The 19675-nt window shown below is 49.2% G+C and carries 19 protein-coding genes; 18 read left to right on the plus strand and 1 reads right to left on the minus strand.

The genetic code is table 11. From position 1 onward, the window contains the following. The first annotated feature begins 144 nt into the window (after positions 1-144). The 3 genes from HGH92_RS16950 to HGH92_RS16960 all read left to right on the plus strand — a co-directional run bounded on the left by HGH92_RS16950 (position 145) and on the right by HGH92_RS16960 (position 3573). Positions 145-1449 carry a sensor histidine kinase gene (locus tag HGH92_RS16950; RefSeq protein ID WP_168871959.1) on the plus strand — a complete coding sequence of 435 codons (1305 nt, stop codon included), beginning with the start codon at positions 145-147 and terminating at the stop codon, positions 1447-1449. Continuing rightward, positions 1446-2159 (plus strand): LytR/AlgR family response regulator transcription factor, encoded by a 714-nt coding sequence (locus tag HGH92_RS16955; protein ID WP_168871960.1) that lies wholly within the window; start codon positions 1446-1448, stop codon positions 2157-2159. The genes HGH92_RS16950 and HGH92_RS16955 overlap by 4 nt, the downstream gene beginning before the upstream one ends. A 286-nt stretch (positions 2160-2445) precedes the next feature. Continuing rightward, complete coding sequence (locus HGH92_RS16960) at positions 2446-3573, plus strand: cysteine desulfurase family protein (RefSeq protein ID WP_168871961.1); 1128 nt, start codon at positions 2446-2448, stop codon at positions 3571-3573. A gap of 80 nt (positions 3574-3653) precedes the next feature. Here the strand turns inward: HGH92_RS16960 and glmM are convergent, their stop codons facing one another. Beyond that, a complete protein-coding gene (gene glmM, locus HGH92_RS16965) occupies positions 3654-5033 on the minus strand; it encodes a phosphoglucosamine mutase (protein ID WP_168871962.1) in 1380 nt (459 codons plus the stop codon). 157 nt (positions 5034-5190) lie between these two features. Here glmM and HGH92_RS16970 point away from each other — a divergent pair, with 157 nt between their 5' ends. The 15 genes from HGH92_RS16970 to HGH92_RS17040 all read left to right on the plus strand — a co-directional run bounded on the left by HGH92_RS16970 (position 5191) and on the right by HGH92_RS17040 (position 19668). Continuing rightward, positions 5191-7209 (plus strand): LTA synthase family protein, encoded by a 2019-nt coding sequence (locus HGH92_RS16970; protein WP_168871963.1) that lies wholly within the window; start codon positions 5191-5193, stop codon positions 7207-7209. A gap of 30 nt (positions 7210-7239) precedes the next feature. Further along, positions 7240-7989: a class I SAM-dependent methyltransferase gene (locus HGH92_RS16975; protein ID WP_247654962.1), complete on the plus strand. Its 750-nt coding sequence runs from the start codon at positions 7240-7242 to the stop codon at positions 7987-7989. Between the two features lie 2 nt (positions 7990-7991). Next, on the plus strand, positions 7992-8570 hold the full coding sequence (locus HGH92_RS16980; RefSeq protein WP_168871964.1) for a phosphatase PAP2 family protein: 579 nt from the start codon (positions 7992-7994) through the stop codon (positions 8568-8570). Further along, complete coding sequence (locus HGH92_RS16985; protein ID WP_168871965.1) at positions 8567-9298, plus strand: ZIP family metal transporter; 732 nt, start codon at positions 8567-8569, stop codon at positions 9296-9298. The genes HGH92_RS16980 and HGH92_RS16985 overlap by 4 nt, the downstream gene beginning before the upstream one ends. A gap of 24 nt (positions 9299-9322) precedes the next feature. After that, a complete protein-coding gene (locus tag HGH92_RS16990; protein ID WP_168871966.1) occupies positions 9323-10615 on the plus strand; it encodes a hemolysin family protein in 1293 nt (430 codons plus the stop codon). 146 nt (positions 10616-10761) lie between these two features. Next, a complete protein-coding gene (hutH, locus tag HGH92_RS16995; protein WP_168871967.1) occupies positions 10762-12300 on the plus strand; it encodes a histidine ammonia-lyase in 1539 nt (512 codons plus the stop codon). 67 nt (positions 12301-12367) lie between these two features. Then, positions 12368-13099: a 3-oxoacyl-ACP reductase FabG gene (gene fabG / locus HGH92_RS17000; protein ID WP_168871968.1), complete on the plus strand. Its 732-nt coding sequence runs from the start codon at positions 12368-12370 to the stop codon at positions 13097-13099. Between the two features lie 13 nt (positions 13100-13112). Continuing rightward, entirely contained in the window at positions 13113-14339 is a 1227-nt protein-coding gene (locus tag HGH92_RS17005) for a beta-ketoacyl-[acyl-carrier-protein] synthase family protein (RefSeq protein ID WP_168871969.1), read from the plus strand. Positions 14340-14432: 93 nt separating this feature from the next. After that, positions 14433-14690, plus strand: a complete 258-nt coding sequence (locus HGH92_RS17010; protein WP_078667209.1) for an acyl carrier protein — start codon at positions 14433-14435, stop codon at positions 14688-14690. A gap of 98 nt (positions 14691-14788) precedes the next feature. After that, positions 14789-15565 (plus strand): lipid A biosynthesis acyltransferase, encoded by a 777-nt coding sequence (locus HGH92_RS17015; RefSeq protein ID WP_247654963.1) that lies wholly within the window; start codon positions 14789-14791, stop codon positions 15563-15565. Positions 15566-15641: 76 nt separating this feature from the next. Further along, positions 15642-16070 (plus strand): 3-hydroxyacyl-ACP dehydratase, encoded by a 429-nt coding sequence (locus tag HGH92_RS17020; RefSeq protein WP_168871971.1) that lies wholly within the window; start codon positions 15642-15644, stop codon positions 16068-16070. 3 nt (positions 16071-16073) lie between these two features. After that, positions 16074-16799, plus strand: a complete 726-nt coding sequence (locus tag HGH92_RS17025; RefSeq protein ID WP_168871972.1) for a hypothetical protein — start codon at positions 16074-16076, stop codon at positions 16797-16799. Positions 16800-16934: 135 nt separating this feature from the next. Continuing rightward, positions 16935-17363 carry an acyl-CoA thioesterase gene (locus HGH92_RS17030; RefSeq protein WP_168871973.1) on the plus strand — a complete coding sequence of 143 codons (429 nt, stop codon included), beginning with the start codon at positions 16935-16937 and terminating at the stop codon, positions 17361-17363. 6 nt (positions 17364-17369) lie between these two features. After that, on the plus strand, positions 17370-18554 hold the full coding sequence (locus HGH92_RS17035) for a beta-ketoacyl-[acyl-carrier-protein] synthase family protein (RefSeq protein ID WP_168871974.1): 1185 nt from the start codon (positions 17370-17372) through the stop codon (positions 18552-18554). Positions 18555-18606: 52 nt separating this feature from the next. Further along, entirely contained in the window at positions 18607-19668 is a 1062-nt protein-coding gene (locus HGH92_RS17040) for a class I SAM-dependent methyltransferase (protein ID WP_168871975.1), read from the plus strand. Positions 19669-19675: the final 7 nt, after the last annotated feature.

Raw genomic sequence — 19675 nt, forward strand, 5'->3', positions numbered from 1 at the left:
TCCCGCCTGGTTTTAAGCAGTTAGAACCGGGTGGGATTCCCTATTGGTACACTTTTTAACTTCGTTTTAATACTAATTTAATTTTAACAATCCCTTATACCAGGATTAACAAACTTTAACACAAGCTATACCGGATACGGTTGTATGTTTATCGCATCAATTACAATGATGCTCCATTTCAAACGTATATTAAAGAATCGTCCGGTCGTCGTATCCCTGCACATCCTGGCATGGGTGTGTTTTTTATTCTTTCCCTTTTTCATTTACCGCATTCAGATTCTGCATAAAACCTTTTTCATCAAGGAGCTGATTGACAACCTCTTTCTGATCGCTGTTTTTTACCTGAATATTTATGTGCTGATACCCCGGTATTTCAACCGGCAGAAGATTGTAAAATATCTCTGTACCGTGATCGTACTGGTGGTGTTTATCACCATGCAGCAGGCAGCGCTGGATTTTTATTTTTTCCGGAATTACCTGGGCCGTCCGGCGATGATGGCCATGCGCCTGGATAAGGCAAGATTGGTGAACGATGTAACAACGAAGGCCTTTCCTCCGTTTAACCATCGGTACGAGATAAGAGAGGGGGAGGGAGCGCAGGTAACAGCCAGCAGTTTAGCAATGCCGCTGGGCAATGGAAAGCCGCATGTCACCGTAATGGCCAGGCCGGCGATGTCTACGCTGCCGCTGCCGCCGCCACGCTGGTTCCGGATAGTGGAAGGCAAAGTCTCTTTCTGGGATTACCTGTTGTTCCCGGAAGTGCTTCGCCGCTCCGGCTTTTTCGCCCTGTTGATGTTGTTTATGAGCGGGTTCATCAAAATTGCCGTAGAGTGGTTTGAAAGTGAAAAACAACGGGAAGCGTTGAAAGTGGAAAAACTGAATGCAGAACTGAAATTTCTGAAGTCGCAAATCAACCCGCATTTTCTTTTTAATTGCCTGAATACAATTTATTCACTGGCACACAAACAATCCGGCCAAACGGAACATGCCATCCTGAAGTTGTCGACCATCATGCGGTATATGATTTATGAGTCCAATGAAGACAAAGTACAACTGGAACACGAACTGAAATACCTACAGGATTACATAGATATACAGCGGTTGCGGTTGCCGCAGGACATTGACATCCAATATGAATTAAAAGGCAGTGCGTCCGGTTTCCTGATAGAACCGATGCTGCTGGTGCCCTTTGTGGAGAATGCCTTTAAGCACGGCATCAGCTATGCGGAAGAATCCTTTATCAACATCGATATCACTATTGCAGAAAATATGATCAGAATAATTGTCAGAAACAGCCTCTTTAAAGAGCGGGTATCCGAAAGAGGCGGTATCGGATTACAAAACGTACGGAAAAGACTGGACATGCTCTATGCCGGAGACCATGACATCACTATCACGGAAACAGAAAACCAGTTTATTGTTGATCTTAAAATAGTATTGAAAAAATGATAAAGTGTATCGCTGTGGATGACGAGCCCCTGGCCCTGGAAATCCTGGAAGACTACATCCGCAAAGTGCCCTTCCTTCAGCTGGCCGGCAAGTTTGAAAACGCTGCCAATGCCCTGCGCTTTATTCAGGAAGAACCGGTGGACCTGGTTTTTCTGGATATCAAAATGCCGGATATTACCGGCATACAGTTCCTTAAGTCCCTCAAATATCCGCCCATGGTCATTTTTACCACCGCATACGGTGAGTATGCGCTGGATGGCTTTAACCTCGATGTGGTAGATTATCTCCTGAAGCCAGTACCATTTGAACGGTTCCTGAAAGCCGCCGCCAAAGCCAATGAAGCGTTTACGGCCAATCAGCAGAAGGCCGCCCCGCTCGATATGGCCACTTTTGTCAGTGACTATATCTTTATCAAAACAGAATACAAAATCATCAAGATCAATCTTGAAGACATTCTTTTCATTGAAGCACTCAAAGACTATACGAAAATCTATACTCCCAATCTGCCTGTGCTCACGCTGCGCAGCCTGAAGTCATTCGAAACCCGCCTGCCCGCCGATAAGTTTATCCGCGTGCACCGTTCTTACCTCGTGTCGCTCAATAAAATCAATTCGGTAGAAAAAAACACGGTGATGATCGCCAACCAGTCCATCCCTATCAGTGATGGTTACCGCGACCGGTTTTATGACCTGATCAACAGGAACTCTTGATCATTTTGATATTCGGTTATTTTGATATTAGGATATTTACTGGTGAAATTTGAACATTTCACCAGTATAATCTTATTATATATTATTTATATAATAATATATTTAATGGTGATTAATGTTGATAACTAATTTATTATGTAGATGATATCCGACTTATTCAATAGGTCAACACAGCAATAGGAAGATATAAACAGTAAACAGTTGTATATCAGCCTATCAAAATATTCAAATTTTTCGGAACTTTGATGGCACCATTACAAAAAGCCTTAATCAAAAACCACCAACATTGGAAAGAATTTATTTTGATAATGCAGCAACCACCTCTCTGGACCCGGTGGTATTAGATGCCATGCTGCCCTATATGACGGAAAAGTTCGGAAACCCTTCGTCTATCTATTCCTACGGAAGAGAAACCAGGCTGGGCATAGAAAATGCACGCAAATCAGTGGCTAAGATCCTGAACGCGCATCCGGGAGAAATCTTTTTTACGTCGGGCGGAACGGAAAGCAGCAACACCGCTATTAATGCTGCCATCAACGATCTGGGATGTAAACACATCATCTCTTCCCCGATAGAGCACCACGCCACCTTGCATACGGTAGAGTACCTGCATCACCATCGCGGTATCGGGTTGTCTTTTGTCAAAATATTGCCATCCGGCCATATCGACATGGACCATCTCCGCGAACTGCTGCAGCAGGCCGGTGGCAAGTGCCTGGTAACGCTGATGCACGCCAACAACGAAATCGGCAACCTGCTCGATCTGCACGCTGTAGGCACGCTCTGCAAAGAATTTGATGCCATCTTCCATTCCGATACCGTTCAAACCGTTGGGCACTATCCGTTTGACCTGCGCAATACACCGGTACATTTCATTACCGCTGCAGGGCACAAATTCCATGGCCCTAAAGGCGTAGGTATCCTGTACATCAATGAGAACGTGAAAATCAGCCCGTTCATCCAGGGCGGCAGCCAGGAACGCAACATGCGCGCCGGCACGGAGAACCTCTATGGCATCATCGGTTTCGCGAAAGCGCTGGAACTGGCCACTGAGCACCATGCTGAACACAGTGCTTATATCAACGACCTGCGCCAGTACATGGCGGCGGAGCTGGAAAAAAATATTCCGGGCGTCACCTTCAACGGCGATCTGAAAGGCCGCAGCCTTTACACCGTGTTGAACGTGTCTTTCCCAAAATCAGAGAAAAGCGAAATGATCCTGTTCAATCTGGACATCAACGGTATCTGCGCTTCCGGCGGCAGTGCCTGTACATCCGGCGCCAACGCAGGTTCTCACGTGATACGCGCCATCAACAGCAATCCTAACCAGATCGCCGTGCGTTTCTCTTTCTCCAAAAACAATACAAGAACAGAAATAGATAAGGTGATCGCTAAACTGAAAGAGCTGATCTAACCGCTATTTGTAGGAAATAAAAAAAGACCGAAGCCGGACTATCCGCTTCGGTCTTCTTTTTATAATCTATATCAAAAATTCTACATAAATTCTTTGATGTCCTGCATGATCCTTTTGGCGATGTTATCAGCCGTGGTCTCATTCTGGCTCTCCGCATAGATACGGATAATCGGTTCTGTATTGGAGGTGCGCAGGTGTACCCAGTCTTTATCGAACTCGATTTTCAGGCCATCTTCCGTGTTTAACGGTTGATTTTTGTATTTGCCTTTGATTTTTTCGAAGATGGTTTTTACATCTACTCCTTTGTCCAGCTCGATTTTATTTTTGGAGATGAAATAATCAGGGTAGCTGTTGCGCAGCGCTTTGATGCTTTTTTTGTTGTTGGCCAGATGGGTGAGGAAAAGACCGATACCGATGAGCGCATCGCGGCCATAGTGCAGGTCCGGCACAATAATGCCGCCGTTGCCTTCACCGCCGATGACAGCGTTGGTTTCTTTCATTTTCCTTACCACGTTCACTTCGCCTACGGCAGAAGGAGTGTACTGTCCGCCGTTTTTCAGCGTCACATCTTTTAACGCCTGTGTGGAGGACATGTTGGAAACGGTATTGCCTGGACGTTTGCTGAGCACATAGTCAGCCACGGCCACCAGTGTATATTCTTCACCGAACATGCTGCCGTCTTCACAAACGAAGCAGAGGCGGTCTACGTCCGGGTCTACAGCGATGCCCAGGTCAGCGTTGGATTTATTCACTTCGTTGGACAGCGCGGTCAGGTTTTCTGCCAGCGGTTCCGGATTGTGGGCGAATTTGCCGGTCACTTCCGGGAACAGCACTTCCACTTCGTTTACGCCCAGAGCCTTCAGCAATGGCGGTACGAACAGGGCGCCGGTAGAGTTAACGGCGTCTACCACTATTTTGAAATTACGCTCCCTGATAGCAGCCACATCCACCAGAGGATAGTTTACTACGAGGTCTACATGTTTCTGCAGGTAAGAATCGTCCTGTGTGTAGGAACCCAGTTTGTTCACGTCCACAAAGGTGAAGTCTTCACGTTCCGCAATGTCGAGCAGTGTTGCGCCGTCTTCGCCGGAAATGAATTCGCCTTCCGCGTTCAGCAGTTTCAGGGCGTTCCATTCTTTCGGATTATGGCTGGCGGTAAGGATGATACCACCGGCGGCATTTTCCATTTTTACAGCAATTTCTACTGTTGGCGTAGTAGACAGGCCGAGATCAACTACATCGATTCCCAGGCCGTTGAGCGTGGATACCACCAGGTTTTTCACCATTTCGCCGGAAATACGGCCATCACGGCCTATTACCACTTTGCGGTTGTCGGTCTGGCGGGAAAGCCAGGTACCGTAAGCTGCGGTGAATTTTACCACATCCAGAGGAGAGAGTCCTTCACCGGGCTTGCCGCCTATGGTTCCGCGAATACCGGATATTGATTTGATCAGTGCCACGAGATTCAATTTTTTAAGGAAGGCAAATATAAAAAAAACCGTTCCAGATTTCCTAATTATGAAAAGATGAGCAGCCTTGCCGACAGATCGACCATTTTCCCCGTTCAGTTTTCATTATATTTGCAGCTACGCTTTTAAAAAAACAGCTATACGTTGCATGCAATACTTCTGGAAGAATATACCCCGGTATATTCGTTATGTGCTTGTTCAAACACTCTATCTCTTTCTGTTGATGGTGTTGTTCAGGCTCATCTTTTACCTGTTTTTCTTTAAAACCACCATTACCAGCAGCAGTGCTGTCGCCAAAGCATGGTTCCTGGGCGTCAGGTTCGACCTCCGGCTGGCGCTTATCCTGGTAATACCGGTGGCTTTAACGGCTATCATCGCCCGTAACGGCTTCTTTACGTCGAAAGGGATACGTAAAGCAGTGTCCATTTACTTCTTCATCGTTATTACCGTCCTTACCTTATTATATATCCTCGATCTGGGACATTACGATTACCTCGGCATGCGGCTGGACCCTTCCATTATGCGCTTCCTCGCCAAAGGAGAGCGGGCCGACAATGCCCGGATGGTATGGCAGAGCTACCCCGTATTGCGTGGCTCCCTGGGGATCTTCGTTTTCCTGTTCCTCGTTTTCCGCCTGCAACGGCGCACCTGGAACCGTTTTGCGGCGCAACCGCCGGTATACCTGCGCAACTGGCCTTTCACCGGTTACGTAACGGCGCTTACCTTGCTCATAGCCGCCGGCATCTATGGTAATTTCGCCTATTTCCCGCTGCGCTGGAGCCAGGCCATGTTCACCCGCGACAACGGCATCACCAGCCTGGGGCTCAATCCCATCCTGTATTTCGCCTCCAATTTCTCCGTAGAGGGAGATACCTACGATATCAACGCTACCAAAAAATATTATCCGTACATCGCCAACTACCTCAAAGTAGACAAGGCCGATGCGGAGAAACTGGAATATGTCCGCACCGTTCCCGGCGACTCCACCAAACCCAGGCTCAACGTAGTGCTGGTGATGCTGGAATCTACCGGCGCCGCGCCTACAAGCATGTACGGCAACCCCATGCAGGCCACGCCCAATATGAAACGGCTGGCCGATAGCGGCATCCTCTTTAAAAATTTCTATGTGCCGGCCATCAGCACGGCTAAAACCGTTTTCGGCGTCACCACCGGCCTGCCGGACATCACCGCCGTGAAAACAGCCAGCCGCCATCCTAAAATGCTGGACCAGCGTATTATCATGGACCAGTTCAAAGGCTACGAAAAACTGTACCTCCTCGGCGGTAATACCAACTGGGCCAATATCCGCGCAGTGTTCACCAACAACGTGGAAGGCATCAGCATCCATGAAGAAGGCATGTACAAGTCCGCCAAAGCCGATGTATGGGGCATCTCCGACTATGACCTGATCACAGAGGCCAGTGAGATCTTCAAAGCCAGCAACGACCAGAAAAAACCGTTCGTGGCCTTCCTGCAGCTGGCAGACAACCACCCGCCATACACCACTACCAGCGGGGCAGGGGATTTTAAAAAACTGACGGAGAAAGATATCGATATGGAGAAATTCAAAAAATCCGGCTTCGTGTCACTCGATCAGTTCAATGCCCTGCGGTATGAAGATTATAACGTAGGCCACCTCATCGATGTGGCCCGGAAAGACGGTTACCTAAACAATACCGTCTTCATGTTCTTTGGTGACCATAACTGTATCCTCAATCCATATTCCTTTATGCCAATGCCGGAATATGAACTGAGCACCGGCGGCGTGCATGTAACAGCGTTCATGTACAGTCCTGCCCATGTGGCGCCCCAGGTAGTCAGCACGCCCGGCAGCCTGCTGGACGTATACCCTACCATGGCCAGCCTGGTGGGCCTGCCGTATAAAAACTATACGCTGGGCACCAACCTGTTCGACAGCACCCGGGCAAACAACAAGTACGCCTTCATCACCTACCTGCGCAATCAGCAGCCCTACTACAGCGTAATAGGGGACCAGTACCTGTACGAAATCAATATGGCCACCCATGCCACGGCTTTGTACGACCTGAAAGGCGATCCGCTGAAGAACATACAGGCGCAACAGCCGGACACAGCAAAAAATCTGGATAATTTAACACGGGGCTTCTACGAAAGCACGCGATATTTGATGTTTAATAACAAAAAGTAATATATGCCCGCTGGCATTGATTGCATGATTATGGATATAGATATAGACAAAAGCTGGTTTAAAGATTGGTTTAATTCCCCTTACTACCATCTGCTCTACAACAACCGTGACGAGCAGGAGGCTGCTGCATTTATCGATAAACTGCTGGCATACCTGCAACCACCTGCGCACGCGTCAATGCTGGACGTGGCCTGTGGAAAAGGACGTCATGCCAAATACCTGGCAGACAAGGGATATGACGTAACCGGTATCGATCTCTCCATAGAAAGCATCAACATCGCCAAAAAACTGGAAAATGAACACCTGAGCTTTTTCCAGCATGATATGCGCCTGCCTTTCCGCATCAACTACTTTGATGTGGTGTTTAATTTCTTTACCAGCTTCGGCTATTTTGAATCACAGCGCGACAACGACAACGCGCTGCGTACACTGGCCAACGCGCTCAGGCCCGGCGGCAAACTGGTGCTCGACTATCTCAACAGCCCCTATGTGGAACAACACCTGGTGTACGATGAAGTGAAGGAAAAAGAGAACGTGGTGTTTGATATCCAACGGGAGGTGAAAAATCATAAATTCCTCAAAAAAATCAATATTCTCGATAAAAACCTCATGAGAAGGGCCACTTTCGCGGAGAGCGTGAACGCTTTCTCCCGCGCGGATTTTGAACGTATGTTCGCCAAACAGGGCCTTGTGATCAGTGAAATATTCGGGGACTATCATTTTAACAGCTATGACGAACAGCGTTCGCCACGTATGGTCCTCATTGCTCAAAAACCTTAGCCATGCTTGAAAGTATCCTGAAACAGGACCTGCGCTTATTTTTACATATTAATGCGCAATGGCATAATGCTGTACTGGATGTGGTCCTGCCTTTTGTGCGGGAGCCATATGTATGGGCGCCGCTGTACCTGTTCCTGGCATTGTTCGTCACCATTAACTACGGCTGGAGGGGCTTTTTCTGGATTGTCTTTTTTCTGCTGGTATTTGCGCTGGCAGACCAGAGCAGTCTGTACATTAAAGAGGCGTTTGGCCGCCTCAGGCCCTGCCGCGATCCTATTGTGTCGCACTATGCGCGGGTATTGGTCGTGTATTGCCCTATGAGCGGCAGTTTCACCTCCAACCACGCTGCGAACCATTTTGCGTTGGCGACGTTTTGTTTCTTAACTTTAAAATCAGCTTTGGGCCGGTATGCCCTGTTATTTTTCCTGTGGGCGGCTGTTATCGGCTATGCGCAGGTATACGTGGGAGTGCACTATCCGCTGGATGTGCTGGGTGGTGCAGTGCTGGGCGGCCTTATCGGGCTGCTGAGCGGCAGTTTTTTCCAGCGCCGCATAAGACTGGAGCCTGAACAAACATCATGAACTGGACATATCTGATACTTATACTGTTGGCTACGCTCGCCGGTGGGGTTATCCCGATGACGATCAGGCGTATCAATGCTAATTTTACCATTTACCTGCTGGCATTCACCGGCGCTTTCCTGTTTGGGGTGACGATCATGCACCTGCTGCCGGAAGTGTACCATGAACTGGGCCATAGCGCAGGTATTTACATTGTGCTGGGTTTTTTCCTGCAGGTATTTCTGCAGCAGCTGTCACACGGCATGGAACATGGCCATACCCACTTACCGGGTGAAAACCATCACCACATCGCTGTCACGCCGCTGCTGTTGGGTTTGTCCATTCACGCATTCATGGAAGGTATCCCGCTGGGCTTCAAATATGAAGACCAGTCAGCTTTGCCTTCGCTCATGATGGGCGTGGCCGCGCATAAGGTGCCGGAAGCGCTGACACTGATCACGGTGATGATCCATGCCCATAAAACCAAAGCGCAGCTCTGGCAGATCCTGATGGCTTTTGCCGTGGTAACGCCGGTGGCGGCCATACTCGCCTGGTGGATGGGCAACCGCTTCGATATTGTATCGCATTATTTATTATACGTGGTGGCGTTGGTGATAGGTGCATTCCTGCACATTTCCACGACCATTTTTTATGAAAGTGGTACCAAACATCACGAATTAAGCAGTAAAAAAGTGCTGGCCATCGCAACGGGGCTGGTGCTTGCATTTCTTACGTTGATATTTGAATAATTTTTTAGTTTTAGACTTTAAATCATGGAAGTCGTCGTCATTATCCTCATCCTTATTTTAGTTAACGGCATTTTCGCAATGTCGGAGACGGCGTTGGTCTCGGCCCGCAAGAGCCGGTTGGAACAACAAGCCAATAAAGGGGATGAAAAAGCAAAGGCCGCACTGAAGCTGGCCAACAATCCGGACACATTTCTTTCTACCGTTCAAATCGGTCTTACACTCATTGGTATCCTCATCGGTATGTATTCCGGCGGTACCATCAGAGAGCAGGTCATAGTCTGGCTTAACCAGTATCCTGCGGTAGCTGCCTACAGCAGCGTCCTTTCCACCGTTATCGTCGTTATCGTCATCACTTATTTTTTACTGGTACTGGGAGAACTGGTGCCGAAAAGACTGGGTGCCGCCCGTCCCGAAGGCATCGCCAAAAGAATGGCCAGCCCTATGTATGTCGTTTCCTGGCTTACCTTTCCTTTTATCTGGTTGTTAACTTCCACCACCAATGTGCTGGTAAAAATATTTAACCTGCATCCCGAAGGGGCGCAGGTGACAGAAGAAGAAATCAAAGCGATCATCAGCGAAGGCACTACTTCCGGGGCTATCGAAGAAACAGAGCAGGAAATCATTGAAAGGGTATTTCACCTGGGCGACCGCAACATCACGTCGCTGATGACTTACCGTAACGACATCACCTGGCTTGATATCAATGAAACACCGGCCGCCTACCAGCAAAAGATCCATGAGAGCCTGCACAACGTATACCCCGTATGCGAAGGGCAGATAGACAGCATCAAAGGCATTGTGTCCATCAAAGACCTGTACGCGGTAACGGGCAAGTCCATGCCGCTGGCACAGATTATCCGCAAGCCGCTGTTTGTGCCGGAAAACAATACCGCCTACCAGGTACTGGAAAAGTTTAAGGAAACACATGTCCATGCCGCTTTTATCGTGGATGAATATGGCACGTTTCTGGGTATGATCACGCTCAACGATATTCTCGAAGCCATCGTGGGTGATATGCCGGAAACAGAAGAGGTGGACGATTATGAAATGGTGCGTCGCGACGACGGCTCCTGGCTGGTAGACGCGCAGATACCTTTTTACGATTTCCTGGCCGAATTTGATAAGGAAGAATGGATGACCGAATTTGAGCAGGACTTTGACACATTAGCCGGATTTATCCTGCATCACCTGGAACATATTCCCAAAACAGGGGAAAAATTCCTGTGGCGCGGGTTTGAATTTGAAATTGTGGACATGGACGCTCACCGTATAGACAAGGTACTGGTGACACCGCCTGTGCAAACCGACGAAGAGTAAAACCAACCATCCCCCAAAGCAAGTATTTGCCGCATGCGTACTTACCCGTAATTCGTGAATGTCCGGGTGGATTTATTTGATTAAATCCATCTTTGTACTATTTTTGAGCACTTTTTCACATAAATAAATAAATAATATAATATAAAATGGTTGTATTAGGAAGTAAGTCGCTGACCCTCGATGAGGTGTACAGAGTGCTTTACGCCGGCGAAGAGCTGAGCCTGGAAGCAGCGGCATTACAGCAGGTGGAAGCCAGCTTTTTGTTTCTGCAGAAATTTTCTGCCAAAAAGCTGATCTATGGTATCAACACCGGTTTTGGACCTATGGCCCAGTACCGTATCAGCGACAGTGATACCTTTCAGCTGCAATATAACCTGATCCGCAGCCACAGCACCGGCGCGGGCAAACCGCTTTCCCCGGTGATCACCAAAGCCCTGATGATAGCGCGTTTGAGCAGCTTTATGCAGGCGCATTCCGGTATCCATCCGGAAGTGGCCATCCTGCTGAAAAACCTGATCAACAAAAACGTATACCCCTGTGTGTTTGAACACGGCGGCGTGGGCGCCAGCGGCGACCTCGTACAGCTGGCCCATCTGGCGCTGGTACTGATCGGTGAAGGGGAAGTATGGTATGAAGATAAAATGCAACCTACAGCGGAAGTGTTTGCCCGTCTGGGATTAAAGCCCATCGGTATTCACGTGCGCGAAGGACTGGCCATCATCAACGGTACGTCCGCAATGACAGGCGCAGGCCTCGTTAACCTGATACAGGCCCGGCAGCTGCTGGGATGGGCCGTGACCCTCTCCGCCATGATCAACGAAATCGTGGAAGCATTCGACGACCACCTGTCAGCAGAGCTGAACGCCGTGAAAATGCACGTAGGCCAGAACACCGTGGCGGCTAAAATGCGTGAAGTCCTCCAGGGCAGCCGCATGGTACGTCATCGTCCGGACCACCTCTACAAAGAACTGGAAGAAGAGATATTCAAAGATAAAGTACAGGAATACTATTCCCTGCGTTGCGTGCCCCAGATCCTGGGCCCCGTATATGACACCCTCATACAGGCAGAGAAAGTAGTGATACAGGAGCTCAATTCCGTGAGCGACAACCCGGTAGTGGACCACGAACTGGAAAACGTGTTTCACGGCGGCAATTTCCACGGCGATTATATCTCACTGGAGATGGACAAGCTGAAGATCGCCACCACCCGCTTGTCGATGCTGGCAGAACGGCAGCTCAATTACCTGCTGAACGAAAAGCTGAACCACAAGTTCCCGCCGTTTATGAACCTCGGCAAACTGGGCTTCAACTTCGGCATGCAGGGCGCACAGTTTACCGCCACTTCTACCGTAGCGGAAAACCAGACGCTGTCTTTCCCGATGTACGTACACAGCATACCGAATAACAACGATAACCAGGACATCGTGAGCATGGGCTGTAACTCCGCACTGATGGCCAATAAAGTGATCGCCAACACATTTGAGGTGCTGGCCATTCACACGCTGACCATCATGCAGGCGGTAGATTACCTGCAATGCCAGGACAGGCTGGCTGGTTTCTCCCGTAAAGTGTACCAGGAAGTGAGGGCAATTTATCCTAAATTTATTGAGGACAGCCCGATGTACAAAGACCTGGGCAAGATCAAGGAGTACCTGTTATGTAATGAGCCGGTAAAAATGTTCTGATTTCCTGCCGGCACAGGCAACATAAATACGGCAAGCCCGTAATTCGTAATCCGTAATTCGTAAATTCATGAAGTGTGCCTTAGTTACAGGAGGCTCTCGCGGTATTGGCAGGGCAGTATGTATTAAAATGGCTGAATTGGGATACCATGTCCTGATCAATTATAAAGGCAATGAAGCCGCTGCACAGGAAACCCTGGAAGCGGTAAAGGCAAAAGGCAGCAGCGGGGAGCTGTTGCAGTTCAACGTAGGTGAGGCCGCCGAAGTACAGAACGTACTGGGCGCATGGATGGAACAAAATAAAGATCAGCATACCATTGAAGTGCTCGTGAACAATGCCGGCGTCCGGGAAGATTCCCTGATGTTCTGGATGAACGAAGCACAATGGAGCAATGTCCTGAATATCAGCCTGAATGGTTTCTACCATGTGACCAAACAGGTGCTGAATGCGATGCTGCTGAAGCGTTATGGCCGTATCATCAACATGGTTTCATTATCCGGCATTAAAGGGCTTCCCGGGCAGACCAACTACTCCGCCGCCAAGGCAGGTGTGATCGGCGCCACCAAAGCACTGGCGCAGGAAGTGGCCAAGAGGGGTGTTACCGTGAATGCCATCGCTCCGGGTTTCATCAAAACAGATATGACCGCAGAACTGAATGAAAAAGAACTGGCGGCGCAGGTGCCCATGAACCGCTTCGGTACGCCCGAAGAAGTGGCCGAAGCCGTGGCGTTCCTCGCATCCAAAGCAGCCGGCTATATCACGGGAGAAGTGTTGAATATCAACGGAGGTCTCCATACTTAAAAGCAGTTTGTACATGAACCGAGTAGTGATCACTGGAATGGGAATCTACTCCTGCATCGGTAAAGATATGCAGGAGGTAAGGGATTCATTGTATAAGGGCAAATCCGGTATTGTACTGGACCAGGAACGTAAAGCCTTTGGCTACCGTTCCGGCCTGACCGGCCATATCGTGCGCCCCGAACTGAAAGGGCTGCTGGACCGCCGGTCAAGGCTGATGATGCCCGAACAGGCAGAATTCGCGTATATGGCCACCCGTGAGGCACTTGCCCAGGCGGGAATGGACCAGGACTATATTGACAAAACCCCGGTAGGCCTGTTGTACGGCAACGACAGCTCGGCCAAACCGGTGGTAGAGGCTACAGACATCATGCGGGAGAAAAAGGACACCATGCTGGTAGGCTCCGGCTCTGTGTTCCAGACTATGAACTCCACCGTAAACATGAACCTGGCCACTATTTTCAAACTGCGGGGCGTCAATTTCACCGTGAGCGCGGCTTGTGCCAGCGGTTCGCATGCTATCGGCCTCGGGTATATGTTTATCCGCAACGGCATGCAGGACGCTGTGATCTGTGGCGGCGCACAGGAAGTGAACGTATATGCCATGGGTAATTTCGATGCCATCGCCGCGTTCTCTGTCCGCGAAAATGACCCGGCCCGGGCTTCCCGGCCGTTTGACCGCGACCGCGACGGCCTGGTGCCCAGCGGCGGCGCAGCCACCGTGATCCTCGAAAGCCTGGAATCCGCCCAACGCAGAGGCGCTACCATCCTCGGTGAAGTACTGGGCTACGGATTCTCTTCCAATGGCAGCCACATCTCTAATCCCACTGTGGACGGACCGGTACGTTCCCTGCAAATCGCTTTGCAGGATGCCGGCCTCAAAGCAGCGGACATCGAATATATCAACGCGCACGCTACTTCTACGCCCGCCGGCGATGCCAGCGAGGCAAGCGCTATCTACGAAGTGTTTGGCGCCTCCAATCCGTTCGTCAGCTCTACCAAGTCCATGACCGGCCACGAATGCTGGATGGCAGGCGCCAGCGAAATCGTTTATTCCATGCTCATGATGCAAAACGATTTTATCGCCCCCAATATCAATCTGGAAAATCCGGACGGAGATGCCGCTAAACTGAATATTGCCACAAAGACAATTGATAAAAAATTTAATATATTTTTGTCCAACTCTTTCGGCTTTGGAGGGACCAATTCGTCTCTCATTGTCAGAAAATGGGAGGGAATGTAAATGTTTTTTAACTTTGGAGGATAAAATCAGGATTGGGTAAGATTAACCGCTATAAATTATTTTAAAACGACCTATATCTGATTCGCACATTTTATGGATATCAAGGAAATAATAACTGTTACGAACAAGTTTCTGGTGGAGGAGTTTGAAGCGAACCCCACTGACATTAAACCTGAAGCGAACCTCAAATCCACGCTGGACCTGGACAGCCTGGATTATATTGACATGGTGGTGGTGATAGAAGATAATTTCGGTTTTAAAGTTAAACCGGAAGACTTCCAGTCTATCGTTACCTTCCAGGATTTCTACGATTATGTAACGGCTCGTGTTCAACAAAAAGAACTGGTATAATGCCTTCCTGGCAGGGAAAGTCGAAAGGAAATAAGCTGGGTTACAGTATTTTTATTTTCATATTACGATATGGAGGTGTTTACCCTGCTTATTTTCTGTTGAGATTTGTCGCTTTTTATTATTTTTTATTTTCCTGGAGCTCTTCCAAACCCATCTATCAATACTTTCATACCAAAATAGGTTACGGCACGTGGAAGTCCTTACGCAGCCTGTATCGTAACTATTATATATTTGGCCAGACGCTGATCGATAAGATCGTGGTCATGGCTGATATGGCCAACAAGTTTTCGTTCGATTTTGACGGGGAACATCATCTGCGCGGGATGGTGGCCGGAGGGCGCGGCGGAATTCTGCTGAGCGCCCACCTGGGCAACTGGGAAGTGGCCGGGCACCTGTTTAAACGGTTGCAGACCCGTATCAATATTGTCATGTTCGATGGGGAGCACCAGCGTATCAAGGAATATCTTTCTTCCGTGACCGGCGACAGAAATGTGAATATCATCGTGATCAGGGATGATTTGTCGCATATCTATGCCATTAACGAAGCCCTGAGCAACCAGGAGCTGGTGTGTATGCATGCCGACCGTTTTTTGCCGGGCAATAAAACCGTGACCGCCCCGCTGCTGGGCCATGACGCCCGTTTTCCTATGGGCCCTTTCCTGCTGGCCGCCACCTTCCGGGTACCCGTATGCGTGGTGTTTGCCTTCAAGGAAACGGCCACCCATTATCATTTTTACGCCACCGAGCCCCGTTCCTACCATGGGCGCCGTCAGCAGGGCGTGGAAACAGCTGTGGCCGATTTTACCGCCCTGCTGGAAGAAAAGATCCGCCGTTACCCGGAACAGTGGTTCAATTATTATGATTTTTGGGAATAATCCGTGTTTTTACGCGCCGTAATGTCGAATAATTCGATTTATTTCGTGTTTTGTCTATAAATAATAACTTGTGCAGATGTTTATTCATTCAGACGATATTACCGCTTACATTCCCCAGCGCACACCGATTGTCATGATCAGTGGCATTGTGGAAGTGGACGGCCCGAAAACCCGTACCGCCCTGCATATTGCTCCCGATAACGTATTCGTGGAAAACGGAGTGCTCATGCCTCCCGGCCTCATGGAAAATATAGCCCAAACCGCCGCCGCCCGTATTGGTTACATCGCCAAACAGGAAAACAGTCCCGTGCCACTGGGATTTATCGGCGCCGTGAATAACCTCGAGATATTGGAACTGCCCCCCGCCGGGCAAACCATCGAAACCACCACCGAAATTAAGGGAGAAGTGTTCAACGCTACTATGGTGGCTGGACAAGTATGCTACAATGGCAGAGTTATTGCACAGTGCGAAATGAAAATCTTCATCAATCCACTTAATAAATAAGTTATGATTATCCGTAGAGTTTTTACCCTGACCATCCTTATCTGTAGCTGTTTTATCAGCGTTACGCACGCCCAGAAACTGAAAAACTTTCTGGAAAACACGGACACTCCCTTTACCTGGCTGGGCGTTGATTTCACCCAGGCGCGCCTGCTTGGTGACGCCGCCGCCACCGATATCAACCGCCATTTCACCGGTATCAACGACGTTATCAGAAATGAGCCTAAAAAATACGATGTGAAAGGCGCTTTCCATCGTTCCTCTGTAGACTTCGACCTTAGCGAAACCAACGCCAGAAACGCAGAAGTCAATGTTGACAAAATGAAGTCTGAAAATCCCGGTGATTACAACCACCTGAAGCCGGAAGATGTCACCAAACTGGTGAAAGGCTACAAATTCGGCGATAAAAAAGGTATCGGTGTGCTGTTTGTGATGGAAGCCATGAGCAAAACAGAAAAAGAAGCCGCCATGTATGTAACGGTGGTGGACATGGGGACCCACAACGTGCTCATGACAGAACGTATGACCGGCAAAGCTCAGGGCTTCGGCTTCCGCAACTACTGGGCCTACACTGTACACAAAGTACTGGAACATATCGACTACAAAAAGCTGAAAGAAAAATATGCCGACGCAACAGATCCTGTAGAAGAAGCACCGGCGCCTAAGAAAGAAACTAAAACGGTGGTGGCTAAAGAAGAAAAAGCCAAAAAAGCACCGAAGAAGAAAGGATAAACCATTTAGGTATTTTTTGATTTACGATTTTTTGATTTCGGGGTTATAAGAGCGGGTAAAAATCGCTATGCTTTTCTCTTTTATCAATCCAGACATCAAAAAATCGTAAATCAAAAAATCCGAAAATAGCTAGATATGGACTCAATAACCGAATGCACCGAATTCCCGGTGAAGTTTAACGAAGTGGATTCACTGAGCATAGTCTGGCATGGCCACTATGTAAGGTATTTTGAAGACGGAAGAGAGGCTTTCGGTGAAAAGTACGCTTTACGTTACCTGGATATTTTTAATGCCGGATTTACAGCGCCGGTAGTGAATATACAGTGCGACTATAAACGCCCGCTGCGTTATGGCGATCGCGTAAAGGTGGAAACCACCTTCGTGGACGACCTCGCGGCGAAGATCAGATTTAACTATGTGCTTTCCAATCCCGTTACCGGTGAAATCATCGCAAAAGGATCTACTGTGCAGGTGTTCCTGGACAAAGACACCGAACTGCTGCAGTTGACCACACCGGCTTTTTTTAACGAATGGAAAAAAAGACACCTGAATAACCACCTATAGAAAAGGATGATGGTCTTTGTAGTTGCAGATAATATTGTTGGGCCGCTGGGCGTGAATACGGATGAAAATTTTGAACAGGTCATCCGGGGCAATAGCGGCATCCGTTTACAGGACCGTGAAGATTATGGCCCTGCGCCCTTCCATGGTGCCATGATGCCCCATGATATGCTGGAGAGAGCTATCCGCGGGCTTAACCTTGAAGACTATACGAAATTTGAACAGCTGGTGATCGCTTCCGTTACGGAAGCGTTGTCACATACAGCCATAAGCCTGTCAGATCCCCGCACAGGGCTGATTATTTCCACCACAAAAGGAAACATTGAATTGCTGGAGCAGCAGGAGGAAGGTGTGGTACCTCCGCCTGAGCAGCTGCAGCCTGCCGCTACGGCACGTAAAATAGCCGCACGCCTTGGTGCCGTGAATACCCCAATGGTGATCAGCAGCGCCTGTATATCCGGACTGGTGGCTATTTTAACCGGTCAACGCCTGATCGCTTCCGGCAAATACGATCACGTAGTGGTAACGGGCGCCGATGTGCTCACCCGCTTTGTATTGTCCGGTTTTCAATCCTTCCAGGCGGTGAGCGCAGTGCCCTGCCGGCCTTTCGATGCTGACCGTACGGGCGTATCGTTGGGAGAAGCAGCGGCCACCATGGTGCTCAGCAAAGACCCCCGCCACGCCACAATAGTACTGGGCGCCGGTGCTATCAGCAACGACGCCAATCATATTTCCGGCCCTTCCCGCACCGGCCTGGAGCTGGCTGCTGCCATGCAACTGGCCCTCAAAGGCAGCGGTCTTCAACCGGAAGATATCGGGTTTGTATCAGCACATGGCACCGCCACGCTCTACAACGATGAGATGGAAGCCAAAGCCCTGCATCACGCAGGACTGGCAGCAGTGCCGGTCAACAGCCTCAAAGGCTACTATGGCCACACCCTCGGCGCCGCCGGGCTGGTAGAAGCCATTATCAGTGTAAAAGCCATGAAAAACGGCGTTATACTGCCAACCAAAGGATACGAGACACCCGGTGTCAGTATGCCTGTCAACGTTAGCAACACCCTGCGCCAACAACCGTCCCGCCACTTCCTCAAAACAGTGTCCGGCTTCGGTGGTTGCAATGCAGCCATGATATTCAGTACTTACGAATCACGAATGACGAATGACGAATTGGGCGCCAATGCTCATTCATAAGTCAATCCTAATTCGTCATTCGTAGTTCGTCATTCGTAATTTTTCAAGATTTATGTTTAACAAGGAAACGAAAACAGCATTACAGGCAAAAGAAGCAGCATTGTGGCTGGCCTTCGCTCCCATAGCTTTCCAGGCTACGAGGGCGCTGCGCGACATGGGCATTCTGAAAGCAGTGAGTGACAGCGGATCTGCGGGCATCACCATTGAGGAGATAATGGAAAAAACCAATATGAACCGCTACGCAGTGAGGGTATTGCTGGAAGCCGGTTTGGGCATGGAACTGGTGATCGTGAACGATAAAAAATATACGCTGACCAAAACCGGGTATTTTATCCTGCATGATCAGCTGACCCGCATCAACATGGACTTTACGCAGGATATCTGCTATAAAGGCATGTACCACCTGGAAGACAGTCTCCGCAACGGTAAACCGGAAGGCCTGAAAGAACTGGGCCCCTGGGACACTATCTACCCCGGCCTGTCCCTACTGCCTCCTGCGGTAGGCAAAAGCTGGTTCGACTTTGACCACTACTACTCCGACCTCGCCACACCCGGCGCACTGGACATCGTTTTTGAAAACAAACCCAAACGCCTGCTCGATATCGGCGGCAATACCGGTAAATGGGCGCTGGCATGTACCGCCAAAGACCCCGAAGTGGAAGTGACCATCTTCGATATCCCCGGTCAGGCCAATATTGCGCAGCAGAAAATGAAAGATGCCGGCGTGGCAGACCGTGTGCATTTCCATATCGCTAACATCCTGCATGAGGAAATCCCTTTCCCTAAAGGATTTGACGCCATCTGGATGAGCCAGTTCCTCGACTGCTTCTCTGAAGCTGAAATCGTGTCCATCCTTTCCCGTTGCCGCGAAGCGCTCAATGACAACGGTACCATCTATATCCTGGAGCCGTTCTGGAACCGCCAGCAGTTTAAATCAGCCGCTTTCTGCCTTCAGCAGACGTCCCTGTATTTTACCGCCATGGCAAATGGTAACAGCCAGATGTACCACACGGACGATTTCTTTAAGTGCATCACCGATGCCGGGCTGGTGGTAGCGGAAGAGAATGATAAGATGGGACTGAATTACACGCTGTTAAAAGTTAGAAAACCATAAAAACAAT

The sequence above is a fragment of the Chitinophaga varians genome (assembly GCF_012641275.1).
Lineage (GTDB): Bacteria > Bacteroidota > Bacteroidia > Chitinophagales > Chitinophagaceae > Chitinophaga > Chitinophaga varians_A.